Raw genomic sequence first — 17235 nt, forward strand, 5'->3', positions numbered from 1 at the left:
CGTTACATCCTAGAACCAGCGCGCTAGAACCAGCCCTCAGGTGTCTGTTCGAGTCCGGCCGTCACGAGCCAGAACTGGGCGGCCTCGTCCGCGGGCAGCGCGTCCGGGCCGCTCGCCAGCCGCTGCAGTTCGGAGAGCATCTCGGCGTCCAGCCGCTGAGCGACCTCGTTGAGGGCGTCGGCCGTGCCGCCGGGCAGGTCCCCCGGCTCGGCGAGGACGAGCATCCGTCCCTCGGGCAGCACCCGCCCCGGATCGGCCAGGGGCTCCAGCGCGTTGTCGGCAATGGCGGGGTCCGTCCCGTACAGCAGCCCGACGTCGGCCCGTCCAGTCACCAGGTCCATGGCGGGTCCCTCGTCGCCGGGGTGGGCCCATTCGGCCGGCTCGCATCCGGCCAGCGCGGCGAGCCGGTCGGCGTGCACGGCCCCCGTTGCGGAGGGGGTGAACACCATCCGGTCGCACAGGCCGTTGAGGTCGGTCAGGTCGTCCAGGTCGTACAACCCGGCGAGCGCCGACGTCGTGACCGCCTCGAGCCGCACCGCGCCCCCGGACGAGCCGACGATCTCGGCACCGTCCGGGAAGAACTCCGTGACCAGGGCGGTGGTGGCCTGCGCGTCCGGCGCCGGGCGCCCCTCGGGCAGCGGTGTGGCCGAACCGGTCGCCGTCGGATGTCCGGTGGGAGACACCGGCGCGGGATCCGACGGTGAAGGTGACGGCGCTGAGCCTGACGGCGAGTCGATCGAGGACGCGGAGGGCGACGCACCCCCGGAAGCAGTCGGTCCGAGGCTAGCAGACGAACCAGACGCTGAAGGAGAGGCGGAAGGTGAGGCGGACGGCGTCGGGACCTGTCCGGCGAGAGTCTCCGGGGCGACCTGAGCTGCCATGGCGAGGGTGTCCACCACGGCCACCTGGGAATTGCCGGCCGCCTCCCACGGCTGGCCGGACGCGTCGCCGAGTGTGGCGTGAATGCCACGGTTCTCCAGGTGGCGCACCATGACCTGTGCCAGCAGATGTTCCTCCGGGGTGGTCCCGCCGACCACGATGACCGGGTCCTGCGCCGCCTCCGTCTCGGAAGCGGAGGCTTCCGGCGCCGTGGGGTCGTCGTGGCCCGGAGCGGGCGTGCACCCGGCCAGCACGCTCACGGGAACGCTCACCGCCAGCACCACGACGGCGGCCCGGTGCAGTAGCGCTGCCGCACGCGGGGTGCGCCGGCGAGGCCGGGTGTCGAGGACCATGCAGGCCAGTCTAATGATGCGGGCCGCCCTCCTGACCACGACCCCGCGGGCGGACGACCCGTCTGGAATACTGGGTGGGTTGAACTGTTGGACGAGTGGAACTGAGGAGGAACTGCCATGACGGACCCGGGCCAGCACGACGGCGAGGACTTCCCTGGCGACTCCTCCGAACCCACTGATCCCCTTGATCCCACTGATCCCACGGACCCCACGGATGCGGCTGATCACCTGGAGCCCGGCGATGCCGCTGAGGGTGTCGACGGCGCCACTCCAGAAGGTCCGATGGTGCCCGACGACGTCAAGCCGCGGCTGCAGGCCGTGCTGACCCGTCGCTCACTGACCGGCGGCGGGTCGGCCGATCCGGAAACCGCCCGTGGCTGGCTGGATATCTCCTATGAGGCCGCCTACGCCGAGGACCTTCCGCGCGCAGCCCGTGCCGCCCGCTCTGGACTCGACGCCCCGGGTGGCCAGGACCCGATTCACCGCGCGGGCCTGTTGCGGGCGCTGGCCTCGGTGGCGGAGATGACCGGCGATCACGCGGCGGCCACCCGTCACATCGCTGATCGTGCACGCGTGCTCACCGAGGCCGGGTACCCCCATCAGGCCCGGATGGAGATGGAGCTCGGGGCGATGCTGCTGCGCGAACCGGAATCGTTCGAGGCGACCGTGCTGGAAGGCGTGCTGGACTCCGAGCGGACGCGGTCGGCGCACTCCGTGGACACCGTCCTGCCGGATGTGCTCGTGGCTCTGGCCGTGCGCCGCGTCGAGGACGGAGATCTGGATCCGGCCGTGGATCTGCTGGATGAATGCCTCGAGATCCTGGATGCGCGGGTGGCGGCCGGTATCTCGGTGCCGGCCGAGACACTCGCCTCCACGCGAATGTTTCTCGCCCATGTGCATCTGATGAGCCACGAGTCCGAGATGTCCGCAGGGGTGGCCGACGAGGTGCTGTCCCGCGAGGCCAATCGTGCCGTGCGGGCCGCGATGTGGATGCTCAAGGCCGTCGTCGCCCATGAACACGAGGACACCACCACCGCCATCCGGAACGCTCTGCGCTCCGTGGAATTGCATGCCACTGCCGGCGTCCGCAAAGGGGCCGCCTCCGCCGCAGCGCTGCTCGCCGGGCTCGCCGACGACGCCGGTGATCAGCAGGCCTCCATTCTCGCCTGGAAAGTCGCGGTCGCTCAGGCTGAACAGGGCGAGGTCCCGGAGGCCTCGGACCTCACCCTGGCTCTGGGACATCAACTGCTCGAGGCGGAGGAGCATGCGCTGGCCGAGCGGGTGCTGGCCGGATTGGTGCGCCGTGAAGAGGCCGCCCGTCGACTGCCGGGATTGGCCCGCGCCCTGGTCGATCTGGGCCATGCGGCACGTCACCAGTCTCGCCCCGAGGAAGCATTGGACCATTGGGCACGGGCGTCCGCGCTGTTCGAGGAGGCCGGGTCCATCGACGAGGCCGCCCGGATGTATCTGGCCTCCGGAGCCCTGCTAAACCGTCAGGAGAAGGCCGAGGAGGCTGCGGAGAAGTTCTCCCGAGCCGTGGAGTTGGCGCGCAGTGCTCCGGGTGAGGATCCAGTGGTGCTGCCACAAGCCCTCCATGCTCTCGGACATGTGCTGTGTGAGCTGGGCCAGGAACGCGGGGTCGCCCTCCTGGATGAGGCGATCGCCCTCGCCCAGGATTCGGCCGCCTCCTGGTACGAGGCCGATTTCACCGATACCCGGGCTCGCGGCCTGTGGGCTCTGCGCCAAGGCCCGGCCGCGGTGTCCTCGGCCCTGACCGCAGCCGATCTCTTCGCGGCCTCGGAAGATGCCACCGCGGCCTCGAATGCCGAGCTGTTCGCCGCCTACGTTCTGTTGGAACAGGAGCGCGCCGAGGAGGCCGCCACCCTGTTCCGGATGATCACCGAGCAGCCGGATACGGCCCGGTACCTGCGGATGGCCGCCTGGTTGGGTCTGGCCCAGTCACTGGATCTGTCCGGGGACGAGGCCGGCGCCACGGCCGCTCGCCTCGAAGCCGACGCCGCCGCGGCGAACGAGGACCCGGACGAGTAACCGAATGCCGGGCCACATGGGCAGTCTGGCCCGTTTCTCATCTTCACCTCATGATCGCGCGAGATCATCGGTGACATGAAGAACGCCGGGAACGGACTGAAGGCCACTGTCGCGTTGATGGTGGTGGCGGTGCTGGCTGCCATGGGCATTGCCGTGGCCTCTGCTCAGACGAGGCCAGTGGATCTGGGGGCGATGATCGCCGTGAGCGATGCCCCGTCCGCGAGTGGGCGCAACGCCCCGTCGTCGGCCGGTGAGGCGTCGGCCCAGGCCGCGTCCCCGTCAGCCGGGTCTGAGTCTTCCTCTTCGTCCTCCTCACCAGACGCGTCGACGTCCTCGGATGGCTCCACCGAACCGCCGTCCTCCCGGATCAAGATCTCGTCCAAGCCGGGCCCCGAGACCACGGCACCGCCATCCGGTGGCACTGGTGGCTCCAGTTCGGGTGGCTCCAGCTCCGGAGGATCGGGGACCGGCGGCTCCGGCACGGGTACCAGTTCCGGCGGTTCCGGCACGGACACCCCTCCCCCGGCGCCCACCGCACCTCAGACGGTCCCGAACCCTGCCCCCCAGCAGCCCTCGTACAACGATGATGATGACTGGGACGACGATGATGACGGTGATGACGACTCGGATGACGACGCAGATGATGTGGACGATGACGACTGATCGTCACTGCCGTCCCGGGACGTCGTGATGGCCACTGCCCCGAAACCACATCCAGCGTCGCCGGCCCGGGAGGAGTCCCGGCCCGGCGACCGTTTGCGGACCCTCCGGTCTCTGGCCACCAACTGGAACGCCCTGCCCGTGCGGACCAGGGTGGTGGGGTTGCTGGTGGCGTTGACCGCGGTGGCCCTGTTGTTGTCCGGGGCCACGGCCTACGCCCTGCAGCGCAGCGCGACCGCGAGTCAGGTCGACGACTCCCTGTCGAGGGCCGTCCAGGAGTTCCGCATCCTCGCGCAGGAAGGCATCGACCCGGACACCGGCGAGCGGTTCTCCGCCTCCGACCAGTTGGTGTTCACGGCCATGCAGCGCACCCTTCCGGCAGAACACGAGGGCATGCTCGGTTTCCGCAACGGCGAGATCAGCTGGACGGCGTCCTCGGCCGTGGAACTCCGCCTCGAGTCGGATCCGGAACTCGTGCAGTGGGCGGCGGACCAGTTCGGCACTCAAGGGGTCGCCATCCAGACGGTCAGCACGGCCCAGACCACCTACCGGGCAGTGGCCGTGCCGATCCATTTCGACAATGACACCGCGCCGTCCATGATGCTGCTCGCCTACGACTTCTCGGCGGAGCTCGGCGACCTGGACAGCACGTTCCTGACCTATGGTCTGGTGGGCTGCGGCGTCCTGATCGTGGTCGGCGTGGCCGGATGGCTCCTGGTGGGCCGGTTGCTCCACCCCCTGCGGACTCTGCAGTCCACGGCAGCGGAGATCTCGGGCACCGATCTGCGTCGTCGCGTGCCGGTCTCCGGCCAGGACGACGTGGCCGAGCTGGCGAAGACGTTCAACGAGATGCTGGACCGCCTCCAGGGCGCCTTCTCCTCCCAGCGGCAGTTGCTGGACGACGTCGGTCACGAGCTGCGGACCCCGATCACCATCATCCAAGGCCACCTGGAACTACAGGACGCCGAGGACGCCGAGGACGTCCTCGAGGTCCGTGACGTGGCCCTCGACGAGCTGGACCGGATGCGGCTGCTCGTGGACGACCTCGTCACCCTGGCGAAATCCGGCCGGCCGGACTTCATCACCGCCGAACCGGCCGACGTCGGGCATCTCACGCGCGAGGTGCTGGGCAAGGCCTCCGGCCTGGGACCGCGGAACTGGACTCTGGACCACGCTGCCGAGGTGACGGTGCCGCTGGACGTCCAGCGCATCACCCAGGCGTGGCTGCAGTTGGCGTCCAACGCGGTGAAGTACTCGGACGAGGGCTCGACGGTCTCCATCGGTTCGCAGGCGCTGTCCGGCACCCTGCGCCTGTGGGTCCGCGATCAGGGCATCGGCATCCGCCCCGAGGACCGGGAGGGCATCTTCGAGCGCTTCGGGCGCGGGTCCAACAGCACTCGCGCGGAAGGATCGGGGTTGGGCCTGAACATCGTCACCGCCATCGTCCGCGCCCACGGCGGCAGCGTGGACGTCCAGTCTGCCCCCGGGGTCGGCTCGACGTTCTACCTCGATCTGCCCCTGACGGCGCGACAACAACCTGATCGCGACCCGTCGGACGGACGGACGGCCGGGCAGGTAGGTTCAGAGGTGAGCACGACCATTCACTCCGAGGACGGTGCGCCGTGAGCCAAATCCTGATGATCGAAGACGAGCCGCGGATCAGTTCGTTCGTGGCCAAGGGCCTCAAGGCCGAGGGCCTAGGCACCACCGTGGCCCCCACCGGACGTGAGGGCCTGATGTTGGCCCTGACCGGTGGTTTCGAGCTCGTCATCCTCGACCTGGGACTGCCGGACATCGACGGATTCACGGTGCTGGAGAAGATTCGGGCCCAGGACTCCGCGTTGCCGATCATCATCCTCACGGCGCGGGCGTCCGGAGAGGACACGGTCACGGGACTGACCTCCGGGGCGGACGACTACATGCCCAAGCCGTTCCGCTTCGCCGAGTTGGTGGCCCGGGTGCGGCTGCGCTTGCGTCCAGAGGCAGGCTCGGCTCCGGCTCCGGACCCCGTGCTCCGCCATGCCGACCTCGAACTGGACCCGCTGCGTCATGTGGTCACCGTCGGCGGGGTGGAGGTGGATCTGTCCGCCCGCGAGTTCGCCCTGGCCGAGACGTTCCTGCGCCACCCGGGGCAGGTGCTCAGCCGTGAGCAGTTGTTGTCCCGGGTGTGGGGCTACGATTTCGACCCCGGATCCAATGTGGTGGACGTGTACGTGCGCTACCTGCGCAACAAGCTGGGGGTGGCCCGATTCACCACCGTGAGGGGCGTCGGGTACCGCTTGGTGGACGAGAAGGACTACCAGCCCGCCGCTGACTGAGGCAGCTGCAGCAGCGACTCGGCGATCTCCAGCCGCTGCCGGGCCGAGGACTGCCAGTCGGACCGTCCGGAGTCGCGCGCGCCGGCCACCAGGGACAGCGCCACGGCGGCCGATCGGCACGCCAGTGCTTTCGGGTCCACGGTCTCCACGAAATGGGAGTGGAATCGCCGCAGTGCCTGCCACACGAACACGTAACCGGAGTCCACGGCCGGCAGGACGGCCAGATGGCCGAGGAAACAGGCCAGGTCGTCCACACGGTGTCCCGGACCGGCCCCGTCGATGTCCAGCACACCCGTGATGCGGTGATCGCGGACCAGCAGATTGGCCTCGTAGAAGTCACCATGGGCCGGCACCACGGGTCCGCGATCGGTGGAGTCGAGTTGGCGCTGCACATGTTCCACCAGCGATTGGATTCGCCGTGCCTGATGCGGCAGCGCGGTGGCAGCGGCGTGGCCGTAGGCGGCGACACGGTCAGCCCAGGCATCGCGGCGCGGCAGGTCCAATAGTTCGCTCGGCATCCGGTCCAGCACGTCGACGATCTCTGCCGGATCCAGGTGGCGGCCACCGTCGGCCATGATGGAGTTGGCCAGGACTTCCCCGTCGCCTTGGCTCAACGCGAGCACGTCGGCCACGGGCGGGCCCAGGACGGTCGGCACGGGGATCCCGGCCGCAGCCAGCAACACGTGGCGGTGGTGCAATGGCGTGGCCAGCCCGTCTCTCATCACTTTGAGGAAGACGGTGTGGCGCTCGGTTCCCTCGGACAGCACCGCGCGGAGCACGGCGCGCCGCAAGGGCCGGTAGCTCACGGTCTGCAATTCGCTGATGGAGGCGCCACGTCCCCACAGCGCGGCCACGGACTCCGGGTCGCAGGCCAGCGCCAGTCCGGTGAGCAGGGGATCGTGAGGATGGAACCACCCCGACCAGCGCGTGTCGGCGCCCATACCGGCGTCGACAACGGCCTCAGGTGGCGTCTTCTCGGCGGTCAGCGCCAGATACAGTTCAGCGGGCTCGGCCGGTGAGACCGATGGAAGCGATGAGGCTGAGCCGGTGTGATTCGCTCCGGTGGCATGGACCCGAAACACTCCGGTGGCCCCAGCCCCCGGCCGGTGCTGAAGATCGACGAGTTCGGCCCGTTCCAGCCGCAGACCCCGCTGCTCCAGCACCACCTGCAGGGGCTGGTGCACGGCCGGTGACGAGAGGAACCTGACCTGAGCGTTCTCGGCGCTGTCCCGGTCCTCGTGCGCGACGCTGCGCAAACGTGGTCGTCCGGGTCTCAGACGGCCCGGCGGCGTTCCAGGACCTTGTCCAAGTCCAGCGTCCGGTTCGCGGTGGCCTCGACCTTGGCGCGGTACTCAGCCGACACCCCGGATTTCAGCTTGGTGCCGGGGCTGGCCAGCGGGGGCTCGGGAATGGTCAACGGCTCGGGATGAGCGCGGTGGGTCTCCGGGGCGTCCAGGTACGTCGGACGTGGAACGGACGGCACGGTGGAGGCCGGCGCACCCTGCTCGGTGGCCGACGTCTGTGCTCCCTCATGTCCGGCGCCCTCGTGTCCGGCCTCGTGTCCGGCGCCTTCGGCGACGTGCTGCCGGCCGGTCGCATTCTCGGTGTGCTCGGTGTGCTCGGCGGCACCCCGGTCTGATGCGACCCCCGCTGACGTGGCGGCGCCGTTCGACGTTGCGGACGGACGCGCCGTGGATGGCCTGGCGGCGTCGAAGGGACGGGCCGGGCCAGTGGCACCGGCGGCCCCCGCAGTACCGTGGGGTCCGAATGGGGGTTCTCCGGTGACCTGCTGGGACGAATTCATGGCTTCGTCAAAAGCCTGGTCGATGCGCTGATTCGCCCGCTTTTTGCGGTCCCGTACCGCCAAGAAACGCAGACCGACGACGGCGGCCACAGCCACGAGGGCCGCCACACCCGCCACGAGGCCGAGTCCAGCGCCCAGGGCGGTAGCGATGCCGGTGCCCACGGCGGAGATCACGGCGAGCAGGGCCACGAGCGCGATGGCCGTGCGGTCCCATTTCACGCGGAAGCCGGTGGACGGCATGGTGCCGGACGAGGTGAACGGGCGGTGGCCAGCGTCCTGTGCCGTGGACTGGGCGGTGCGCGTCATGGTCTTCCTCCGGTGGCTCCTGGACAGGGGCTGGGTGTTTGCCCTCCGGTGGACAGCTATCAGCCACGCCACCACCAGCGCGCAAAGCACCAATGATCCGTGCAGGCGGATGTCCGGAAGGTAGCCCAGTGCAAGACTGAGCGACTCCTCAAGACTACCCGTGCTTGCATCCACCCTTCAAACGGTACCGGGCGATAACTACACCGTTGTGATTCACTTCGGTGTGTCTGCCGTGTCGTGTCTTTCACCCTCGAAACGGGCGAGGAGACCGTGGGAAACCTCGGGCGCGGTGAGTGCGTAGGAATCGTGGTCCCGCCAGTCACCGTCGATGTGCAAATACGCTTTCCGCCGGCCTTCATACCGGAAACCCAGTTTCTCGACGACGCGGCGGCTGGCGGCATTCTCGGGGCGCAGATTGATCTCCACGCGGTGCAGACTCAATTGAGTGAAGCAGTGGTCGGTGGCCAACGCCACGGCGGTCGGCACAATCCCCTGGCCCGCATGTGATTGGTCGATCCAGTACCCCATCGCCGCCGAGTGCGCCGAGCCCCGCATGATGGGCGAGACGCTCAGTTGTCCGGCGATCACGGGAGTGCCGTCTGCCCCGGTCCGCAGACAGATCACCCAGGGCAGGGAGGTGCCGTCCTTGGCCGAGCGATTCAGGTTCTTGACCATCTCCGCGAAGGTCCGGACCCCGGAACCGGGCACGGGATTCGTCGCCTCCCACCGCCGCAGCCATTCCCGATTGCGTGCCCGCAGTGACCACCACTCCTCCTGGTCCGAGCGGCGGAACGGCCGCAGCAGAAGATCTCCGTGTTCCAGCGTCACGGGCCAGGTGTGAGTGGCGGCAGGGGGCATGAGGCCGATACTAGGCATCCTTGGTCACCCGGAGACAGCCCGTGACGGCTTTCGTGCGTGCCGGGGCGACCAACAGGCGCCAACGGCAGGCACAATAGGGGGCGTGTCCGACCGTCAGTCAGCCGAAAACCAGCCCCCTCGAGAATTGTCCCCCGAGCCTGCGCCGGCCGGGCCACCTCCCCCGCCCGCAGCGGGCAAGGACGAGCTGCGGTCGTGGTGGCGGGCTCGGCGTCGGGCGCTCAGCCCCCACGAGCGGACCACGCAATCCGCCGACCTCACCGAGCACGTGCTGGGCTGGTACCTGCCGCGGGCGCGTCACCGGCGGGTCGCCGTCGTGCTGTCTTACGGAACCGAGCCGGACACCGACCCGCTGCGCGAAGCGCTTCATCAGGCCGGCGTGGAGGTCCTGGCGCCGGTCACCGAACCCGGGCGGCAGATGTCGTGGTCGGTGTGGCACCCCGGCGTCGACGTGGAGCGCAGCTCGGTGGCACCCATCGACGAACCCGTGGGCGAACGGCTGGGCGTGGAGACCATGGCCGCGGTCGACCTGGTGCTGGTCCCGGCGCAAGCAGTGGACCGGAGGGGCTACCGGATGGGTCAGGGCGGTGGCTACTACGACCGCTTCCTCGCAGCCCTGCGGCAGGAGGTCGATCAGCAGGACGACTTCCCGATGCCCGTGACCGTAGCCATGGTGTTCCGGCATGAGCTGTTGGCCGACGGCGACGAGCTGCCTGCCTCTGAGCATGACGAGCCCGTGGACGGCGCGGTCACCGCGGACGGGTTCACGTGGTTCGGTCCCGCGCCCTCCTGAGCCCCGTGCCCACTAGAGCCCCTGGCTCGGCGTCGGCGGTGTAGACTTGGCACTCGAAACGTGAGAGTGCCAAAACGAGAGGACCGTTCCGGTGCCCACCTATGCTTACGCGTGCCGCGACTGCGGACATGAGTTCGACATCGTCCAGTCGTTCACCGAGGACTCGCTGACCACGTGCCCTGAGTGTGAGGGCCGCCTGCGGAAGAAGTTCAACTCCGTGGGCGTGGTGTTCAAGGGTTCCGGCTTCTACCGCAACGATTCCCGCGCGGAGGGCAGCTCCTCCCAGGCCGCTCAGTCGACTTCGGCCAGCGCGTCGGGCGGGTCTTCGGAATCTTCCACCAGCACGTCCTCCGACTCCTCCTCAGGATCTTCCGCAAGTTCCTCCTCCGACGCCGGCAAGGGCGCCTCGACCTCCGGGGCGGGCACTTCGTCGTCGGCGGCGTCTCCGGCACCGTCCCCGGCCGGCTCTGCGGCGTGAGCGCACTCCTCCACTGCTGACCGATTCCGGTGGGGCGTCCACCGTGGGCGTCGTGCGGCTGGCTCCGGGGCACTGAGCCTGATGGAGTCGTGGCATGCCATCACACGTGACCACGCCTCGGCGAGATCGGCGAGCGCACCGCCGGCGACTGGCGCAACAACAGCACGAGATTCGCCGCCGCCTCCACGCGGCTCCGCCGAAGTACCTGATGGACTCCGGTGGCACTGCCGACGAATCCGATCAGGACCCTGACTCGCACGCACCGCAGACCGGACGACGGCGGACCTCCCTCAAACTGATGCTGGCCGCCACGCCCGTAGCGCTGGCCATCGTCCTTTTCTCGGTCCAGGCGCTGGACGGTTCCGGCGACCCGGTGGCCTCTCCATCCGAGAAGTCACCCAGTGGACCGGCCGTCGCCGACGTCCTCACCGAGCAGCACCAGGCAATGACGCCTCATCCCGGCTCCGGCGCTTCATCGGCACCGGTGGCACCGGCACCACTCCCCCGGGCGCCGACGGGTCATCGACCGGTGGCCGTGCGCATCGCCGATCCGGCGGCCCTGTCCTTGGTCGCACCGGACGACCGGGTCGATGTGGTGGGACAGGACGGGAGCGTGCTGGCCGCAGACGTCGCCGTACTGCAGGATCGCTCCGCCGAACAGGCCGCCGTCGTGGTGCTGGCCCTCCCCCGGGATCGTGCTCCCGAGGTGGCCGCGGCGGCCATGGCCCAGGACCTCACCGTGGTGCTGGCGTCCGACGGCGCGAGATGAGGACTCAGTCCCAGTGCGGCGGCCGCTGTTCCAGCAACCACCTTTCCCGCTCGGAGAGTGTGCGGTCGTCCGTGGAGCGGGAGCGCGGGCGGGAAGTCCTGACGGGACCGGAGGACGTGGAGGCGTCAGAGGAGACGACCGGGTCAGGCTCCGGAGCCACGTCGCGGGTTTCCAGAGTGGGCTCGGGACCATCCGCGGCCGCCGGACCCGTTCCCGGGGCGTCGGCCCGGCGGGGCCGGCCCCGGGGCTGGGCGTCTCGGCGCGGGGTGTCTCGAGGCTGTGTGTCTCGAGGCTGTGTGTCTCGAGGCTGGCGGGGGCGGTCCAGGTCAGCGGTTCCCATCATCCTGCGTGAGAGTCTCGGGCCGCGGGGCGACCGGGCCGTCATCGGGCAGTTCTGTGGGGCCGTCCTCGGCCGCGGGGAGCCCGAGAAAATCGGAGATCGTCCGAGAACAGCCCTCGGGATCGGCGAAGACGTCAATGGTCCACAGCGCGTGATACCGCCAGCCACTGCGTTCGAGTTGCTGCGGTTGCTGCCGGGACCGTTCCCGCACGCTCATCTGCCGGTACTCCTCGGAGCCATCGGAGATCAGCGCCACCGGCACCGCCTGCTCGGCGGAGGCCTGACCGTCCCAGGACGGCAGCCCCAGCGGATTCCACACGGCCAGATCGATGTTGCCGGCGAAGTTCGGGACCACGGTCGCATGCCGCTGGGCGAGCCGGTCCGCCAGGTCGGCCACCAGGGGGTCGCGCGGACCGGCGGGCGCGGTGGGACCGGCGTCGTTGAGATAGGCCGAGAGCAGGGCGTAGAAGTCGGCGGCGCCGTTGCCGAGCCGGTCCGGGTCCAGGTCATTCGGATGAACACACGTCAGCACATGCAGACGCTTCCGTGCCCGGGTCATGGCCGTGGCGTACAGTTCCCGACCGCCGGCTTCGGAGAAGGGGCCGAAGTGGTGCACCACCCGTCCGTGCGGCGTGCGGCCGTAGCCCAGGGTGAAGATGATGTGGTCCCGCACCATGCCCTGAGCACGGGCCATCGGGGCCACCACAAACGGTTCGTCGTCACGGTTGAAGAAGGCCGAGGCCGCGGGATTGTTGGGCAGGTTGAGCCGGATGGCCTCGGCGACCCGGCGAGCATGCAAGGGGCTGGCCGTGATGACGGCCAGCGAGGAATCCGGACGGGTGCGGATGTGGTCGAAGACCAGGTCCATGGTCCGATTGACCTCGGCCACGGTGGATTCCACCCCCTCGTCACCGGCTCCGGGCATCCCGGTTCCCCCGGGCAGGAACTCCACTCGGACAGGGTGTTCCGAACCGGTGAGTTCCGAGGCTCCGGGGAGCATGTCCAGTGTGCCGTCGTACAGCTGCTCGCCCAGCAACCGGGTGAACTTACGTTCCAGGCCCCGGTGCATGGTGGTCAGTTCCACGCTCGGCAGCACACGGGTCAACGCGGAGAACGCGGAGTCGACGTCGCGCGGCACCTCCATCGACGCGGTCGGGTCCACCGAGACGTTGAAGGGCTTCGGGGAGCCCGAGGTGCCGTCACCGAACGCCACCACCTGTTTTCCGCGACTGATCGCTCCCAGAGCAGTGCTCAGGGCAAGCGACTCTGCATCGAGCAGAATGACCGTGTCGAAGCCCATGTCGGCTGGGAACTCGGCCAAAGCCAGCGGCGACGTCGTCCAGACCGGCACCAAGGACTGCAGCATCTCCGGCTCCAGCCCGGACAGCGACTCCGGGTCGGGATGGCCGTCCTTGAGTAACGAGCGCAGCACGCGGGCCGACGCCCGGTGATACGACGAGGTCTTCTTCCACTGCTGCGCCATCTTCCAGTTCAGTCGCTGGCTGCCGGCCTCCAGATGGGCGGTGTCCGCGAGACGGTATTCGGCCTCGATCTTGCGCAGCGACTCCGCGTCCATCATGGCGAGGTAGTCGTCTCCGGAGATCATGGCCTCCAGGGCGGACTGCCACCAGGCCAGTTCCAGTTCGGAGCGCAACTGCTCCGTGGGGACCTCGCGCTTCTGCAGGTCGGTCATCAGCTCCCGCAGACCGTGTTCGCGCAACTGATCGGCGACCAGTGTCCGCTCCGGCAGCGTCTTGAGGGTCTCCTGGTCGGCCACCAGCCGGTCCAGGATTCGCCCGAGCTCGTCCACCGGCAGGTTCTCGAGCCGTTCGGCCTCCGAGCGTGGTTCGGCGAGGACCCGCTGCAACCGGGCCAGCTGACCGGCCACTTCGGCGCCCTTGGCGCTCAGGGCCTCGAGCCCCACGGGGACCGAGGGGTGTCGCTTGCTCGTGGCCCACCGCGTCCACTCGGCGCGCTGGTTCTGCACGTCCACCAGGGACTCGTGCAGGTCGGACACGTGCACGCCCGGCCGGATGTACTCCTTGGCCACGCGGCGCAACCGCGACCGCGTCATCGAGGACATCTCCACACCGTGCTGCTTGCGCCACTGACCGGAGGCGGTGGCGGAGATCAGGTCCGTGACGGGTCGGTCGAAGATGTCCGGCGTGAACTGGTCCAGCGACGAGCGAACGGCCGAGAGCAGCTGAATCTGGCGGACCCACTCGGCGAAGGTGTCACCGGTGGCCAGCTGGGCCTGCTCCGTGGCCTGGTCGAGTTGTTCGCGCAACACGGGCAGCGCGGCGGCCAGGTCCTCGGCCAGGCCGTAGGCGTCCTCGGTCTCCTGCACATTCCGCAGTCGCGCCCCGTACCAGGGGCTCTCCGTCGAGGACCGAGAGAAGGCACCCAGCTCTCCGGCGCGGACCAGCTGTGCGGCAGTCTCCTCGCGATTGACCGTCGCGTCCAGCACCGACCGCTTGAGCCGCACCGTGGTGGACGGAGCCGGATCCAGGGCCGTCAGCGCCGCCAAGGACTGCATGGCTTGGAAGGGCGAGCAGCCCCAACGCTCACGTACGTTGTGCAGACTGCTCAAGTGGTCATTGAGCTGATGACGGCGCTCCACCAGGGTGGCGTTGAGCCGGTTCACGGCCGGTTCTTGAGCGCGTTCGACGCGCAGCAGCGCCTCGATCAACTGGCGGCGCATCACCTCCGCCGTGGCCGCAGCCGGAATGTCCAGTACCAGAGAGTCCAGATTGACCGAACCCAGCCGACGGCGGAAATCCGCCAGGGTGGCGGTTCGTTCCGCCACCACGAGCACCCGCTTGCCGGCAGCGGCGCACTGCGCCACAGCGTTGGCGGCCGTCTGCGTCTGACCGGTCCCGGGCGGGGCGACCACCACCAGGTCTTGACCGGCGGAAATATGGTCCAGGGCGCGTTGCTGGGACGGATCGGCGTCCAGGATGAGCGTTTCGTCCTTGGGGTCGCGTTCGTCCAGGGGCGGCAGACCCGGATCTCGCAGCTCCGCCTGCCGCGGGACCATGCCGGTCCCGGCGTCGTACAGGGCGGAGACCACGGGATGAGTGGAGTCCACCACGTCCACGGACGCGGTATCGGCCAGATCGGCGAACGTGGAGACGAGCAGGCGGTGCTCCACCACGAGCCCGCGCACATCCCGGCCTTGGGAGCGCAGCAGTTCCATCGCCGGCATGGGTTCGAACTTCGCGGTGGCATAGGCCGCCCGCTGGTAGTCATCCGGGTCCAGGACCACGCCGAAGTGGTCGCGGAAGTACCGGGACAGCGCGGGATTCAGCCGACCCGGCTCGGTGATCTGCAGTTCGTAGTCGTCCTGCTCGGCCCGCAGGGTCAGGGTCAGCCTCGCCAGCATGACCGGGGCGGACATCTGGGTGGACCGGCCGTCCTCGATGACGCGCCAGGTGGCCAGCCCCGCGGCCAGATACCCGACGTCGACGCCACGATCCTCGGCCAGCTCCTGGATCTTGCCCCGCAGCTGACGGGCCGCCCCGCGGGCGTGGGTGAAGGCGTCCTGGTCACGCAGCAGCGTGGACAGGCGCGTGCGGCGTCCGGACATGAACTGAGACAGCCCCGAGGGGTGGGAGTGCGAGATGTCGATGCTGTTGGCGCCCGACGGGGCGAACCGCAGCATCGTGTCATTCTCCGTGCCCGAGCCCAGCGAGGACAACCACGCCGGGAAGGTGAGACGGGAGTCGGACTCGACGGCGCCGTCGTCGGGCAGGCCTGCGTCTGCCTCGTTGAGATGAGGTGCCGCGGGGCTCTGCGTGGGGTCCTGCTCAGTCACAGTTGTCCTTCCTGCCGCCGGCCGCTGGTCCGGCCCACCCACGGCGACGGCGGGCACGGGCGGGCCGCGAGGCGCCAATGCTTGGTTCCACGGTACACAGGGGTACGGCGGATTCCGTCGAGGGAAACGGGCCGGTTCTCGCGGTGCCCGTCTCCCGGACGGCTCATTCCCACTCGATGGTGCCCGGAGGCTTGCTGGTCACGTCCAGCACCACGCGGTTCACGCCGTCCACTTCGTTGGTGATCCGATTCGAGATCCGTGAGAGCAGCTCGTACGGGAGGTGAGCCCAATCCGCGGTCATGGCGTCTTCGGAGGTGACCGGGCGCAGCACCACGGGATGACCGTACGTCCGGCCATCGCCCTGGACCCCAACGGAGCGGACATCGGCGAGCAGCACCACCGGGCACTGCCAGATGTGGCGGTCCAGTCCGGCCGCGGTGAGCTCGGCACGCACGATCGCGTCCGCCGAGCGCAACAGGTCCAGGCGCTCACGGGTCACCTCGCCGATGATGCGGATGCCCAGTCCGGGACCGGGGAACGGCTGGCGCCAGACGATCTCGTCCGGCAGCCCGAGCTCGGAACCGACAGCGCGCACCTCGTCCTTGAACAGCGCCCGCAGCGGCTCCACCAGTTCGAACTCGATGTCCTCGGGCAGACCTCCGACGTTGTGGTGGCTCTTGATGTTGGCGGTGCCCTCCCCGCCGCCGGACTCGACCACATCCGGGTACAGCGTGCCCTGGACCAGGAACTTCACATCCTGGGCATTCGGGTCGTGGCGCGACTCTTCGATGATGTCGGCCTGGGCCTTCTCGAAGGTCCGAATGAACTTCTCACCGATGATCTTGCGCTTGGCCTCCGGGTCGCTGACGCCGGCGAGGGCCTCCAGGAAGACGTCTTCGGCATCGACCATGACCAGCTTGGCACCGCCGCTGGAGCGACCGAAGGCCTTCTCGATCTCCTCGGATTCGTCCTGACGCATCAATCCGTGGTTGACGTAGACACAGGTCAGCTGGTCCCCCACCGCGCGCTGCACCAGGGCCGCGGCCACGGCGGAGTCAACCCCGCCGGACAGCCCGCAGATGGCGCGGTGCTCCCCGATCTGTTCACGGATCAGTTCCACCTGTTCGTCGATCACGGACGTGGTGGTCCAGGATTCCTTGAGGCCGGCGCCGTGGTACAGGAAGTTCTCCAGCACCTCCTGCCCGTGCTCGGTGTGGCCGACCTCGGGGTGCCACTGCACGCCGTAGATCTTCTTCTCCGGATTCTCGAAGGCGGCCACCGGTGATCCCGGGGTGCGGGCGGTCACGGAGAACCCGGCCGGAGCCTCGGAGACCGCGTCCGCGTGGCTCATCCACACGACCTGATCGACGTCCTGCCGCCCCAGCAGTTCCGAGGACGGGTTGATCGCCTCGAGGCGCGTGGAACCGTACTCCCGGGTGTCCGTCTTGGACACGGTGCCGCCGAGTTCTTGCGCGATGGCCTGGAAGCCGTAGCACAGTCCGAGCACGGGAACGCCGGCCGTGAGCAACTCCGGATCCAGCGCCGGAGCTCCCTCGGCATAGACGGAGGACGGGCCACCGGAGAGGATCAGCGCGGCCGGATTGCGCGCCAGGATCTCCTCGGACGACAGCGTGTGCGGGACGACCTCCGAGTAGATGTTGGCCTCGCGGACGCGGCGGGCGATCAACTGAGCGTACTGAGCCCCGTTGTCCACCACGAGAACGGTCGGGAAGTCTGCGGCGATTTCTGGGTTGTCCGGCTGCGTCGAAGTCACCTGCCAAGGATAGTGCAGATGT

General features: G+C 69.0%; 14 protein-coding genes. 7 read left to right on the plus strand and 7 right to left on the minus strand.

Going from position 1 to position 17235, the window contains the following annotated elements:
* Positions 1–23: 23 nt before the first annotated feature.
* Entirely contained in the window at positions 24–1232 is a 1209-nt protein-coding gene (locus ACFQQD_RS00620; protein ID WP_378085137.1) for a hypothetical protein, read from the minus strand.
* A gap of 117 nt (positions 1233–1349) precedes the next feature.
* On the opposite strand from ACFQQD_RS00620, the gene ACFQQD_RS00625 reads away from it, so the two are divergent.
* The 4 genes from ACFQQD_RS00625 (at position 1350) to ACFQQD_RS00640 (ending at position 6259) form a co-directional block, all read left to right on the plus strand.
* A complete protein-coding gene (locus tag ACFQQD_RS00625; protein ID WP_378085139.1) occupies positions 1350–3281 on the plus strand; it encodes a hypothetical protein in 1932 nt (643 codons plus the stop codon).
* A 75-nt stretch (positions 3282–3356) separates the two neighbouring features.
* A complete protein-coding gene (locus ACFQQD_RS00630) occupies positions 3357–3944 on the plus strand; it encodes a hypothetical protein (RefSeq protein WP_378085140.1) in 588 nt (195 codons plus the stop codon).
* Between the two features lie 27 nt (positions 3945–3971).
* The gene (locus ACFQQD_RS00635; protein WP_378085142.1) at positions 3972–5567 is read left to right on the plus strand and encodes an ATP-binding protein; all 1596 of its coding nucleotides are present in this window, start codon (positions 3972–3974) and stop codon (positions 5565–5567) included.
* Positions 5564–6259 carry a response regulator transcription factor gene (locus ACFQQD_RS00640; protein ID WP_378085144.1) on the plus strand — a complete coding sequence of 232 codons (696 nt, stop codon included), beginning with the start codon at positions 5564–5566 and terminating at the stop codon, positions 6257–6259. Before ACFQQD_RS00635 ends, ACFQQD_RS00640 begins: the two co-directional genes overlap by 4 nt.
* Here the strand turns inward: ACFQQD_RS00640 and ACFQQD_RS00645 are convergent.
* From ACFQQD_RS00645 to ACFQQD_RS00655, 3 genes are all read right to left on the minus strand, one after another.
* Positions 6238–7515: a phosphotransferase gene (locus tag ACFQQD_RS00645; protein WP_378085146.1), complete on the minus strand. Its 1278-nt coding sequence runs from the start codon at positions 7513–7515 to the stop codon at positions 6238–6240. The genes ACFQQD_RS00640 and ACFQQD_RS00645 overlap by 22 nt on opposite strands.
* Positions 7516–7532: 17 nt before the next feature.
* Complete coding sequence (locus tag ACFQQD_RS00650; protein WP_378085148.1) at positions 7533–8369, minus strand: hypothetical protein; 837 nt, start codon at positions 8367–8369, stop codon at positions 7533–7535.
* Positions 8370–8582: 213 nt separating this feature from the next.
* Positions 8583–9227: a GNAT family N-acetyltransferase gene (locus tag ACFQQD_RS00655; RefSeq protein ID WP_378085150.1), complete on the minus strand. Its 645-nt coding sequence runs from the start codon at positions 9225–9227 to the stop codon at positions 8583–8585.
* Positions 9228–9330: 103 nt separating this feature from the next.
* On the opposite strand from ACFQQD_RS00655, the gene ACFQQD_RS00660 reads away from it, so the two are divergent.
* The 3 genes from ACFQQD_RS00660 to ACFQQD_RS00670 all read left to right on the plus strand — a co-directional run bounded on the left by ACFQQD_RS00660 (position 9331) and on the right by ACFQQD_RS00670 (position 11285).
* A complete protein-coding gene (locus ACFQQD_RS00660) occupies positions 9331–10038 on the plus strand; it encodes a 5-formyltetrahydrofolate cyclo-ligase (RefSeq protein WP_378085152.1) in 708 nt (235 codons plus the stop codon).
* Positions 10039–10129: 91 nt separating this feature from the next.
* Positions 10130–10516 (plus strand): FmdB family zinc ribbon protein, encoded by a 387-nt coding sequence (locus tag ACFQQD_RS00665; protein WP_378085154.1) that lies wholly within the window; start codon positions 10130–10132, stop codon positions 10514–10516.
* A gap of 94 nt (positions 10517–10610) precedes the next feature.
* Positions 10611–11285 (plus strand): hypothetical protein, encoded by a 675-nt coding sequence (locus ACFQQD_RS00670; protein WP_378085156.1) that lies wholly within the window; start codon positions 10611–10613, stop codon positions 11283–11285.
* A gap of 4 nt (positions 11286–11289) precedes the next feature.
* Here the strand turns inward: ACFQQD_RS00670 and ACFQQD_RS00675 are convergent, their stop codons facing one another.
* The 3 genes from ACFQQD_RS00675 to guaA form a co-directional block, all read right to left on the minus strand.
* Complete coding sequence (locus ACFQQD_RS00675) at positions 11290–11628, minus strand: hypothetical protein (RefSeq protein ID WP_378085158.1); 339 nt, start codon at positions 11626–11628, stop codon at positions 11290–11292.
* Entirely contained in the window at positions 11612–15439 is a 3828-nt protein-coding gene (locus ACFQQD_RS00680) for an AAA family ATPase (RefSeq protein WP_378085160.1), read from the minus strand. Before ACFQQD_RS00680 ends, ACFQQD_RS00675 begins: the two co-directional genes overlap by 17 nt.
* 163 nt (positions 15440–15602) lie before the next feature.
* Complete coding sequence (guaA, locus tag ACFQQD_RS00685; RefSeq protein WP_378085162.1) at positions 15603–17213, minus strand: glutamine-hydrolyzing GMP synthase; 1611 nt, start codon at positions 17211–17213, stop codon at positions 15603–15605.
* Between the last annotated feature and the right edge of the window lie 22 nt (positions 17214–17235).

This window comes from Citricoccus sp. GCM10030269, from assembly GCF_042665635.1.
Taxonomy (GTDB): domain Bacteria; phylum Actinomycetota; class Actinomycetes; order Actinomycetales; family Micrococcaceae; genus Citricoccus.

Excerpts from the sequence above, each read along its gene's own strand:
- ACFQQD_RS00650 (WP_378085148.1), bottom strand. The coding sequence starts at position 8,369 with ATGACGCGCACCGCCCAGTCCACGGCACAGGACGCTGGCCACCGCCCG.
- ACFQQD_RS00625 (WP_378085139.1), top strand. The coding sequence starts at position 1,350 with ATGACGGACCCGGGCCAGCACGACGGCGAGGACTTCCCTGGCGACTCC.
- ACFQQD_RS00630 (WP_378085140.1), top strand. The coding sequence starts at position 3,357 with ATGAAGAACGCCGGGAACGGACTGAAGGCCACTGTCGCGTTGATGGTG.
- ACFQQD_RS00670 (WP_378085156.1), top strand. The coding sequence starts at position 10,611 with ATGCCATCACACGTGACCACGCCTCGGCGAGATCGGCGAGCGCACCGC.
- ACFQQD_RS00675 (WP_378085158.1), bottom strand. The coding sequence starts at position 11,628 with ATGATGGGAACCGCTGACCTGGACCGCCCCCGCCAGCCTCGAGACACA.
- ACFQQD_RS00620 (WP_378085137.1), bottom strand. The coding sequence starts at position 1,232 with ATGGTCCTCGACACCCGGCCTCGCCGGCGCACCCCGCGTGCGGCAGCG.
- ACFQQD_RS00655 (WP_378085150.1), bottom strand. The coding sequence starts at position 9,227 with ATGCCCCCTGCCGCCACTCACACCTGGCCCGTGACGCTGGAACACGGA.
- ACFQQD_RS00635 (WP_378085142.1), top strand. The coding sequence starts at position 3,972 with ATGGCCACTGCCCCGAAACCACATCCAGCGTCGCCGGCCCGGGAGGAG.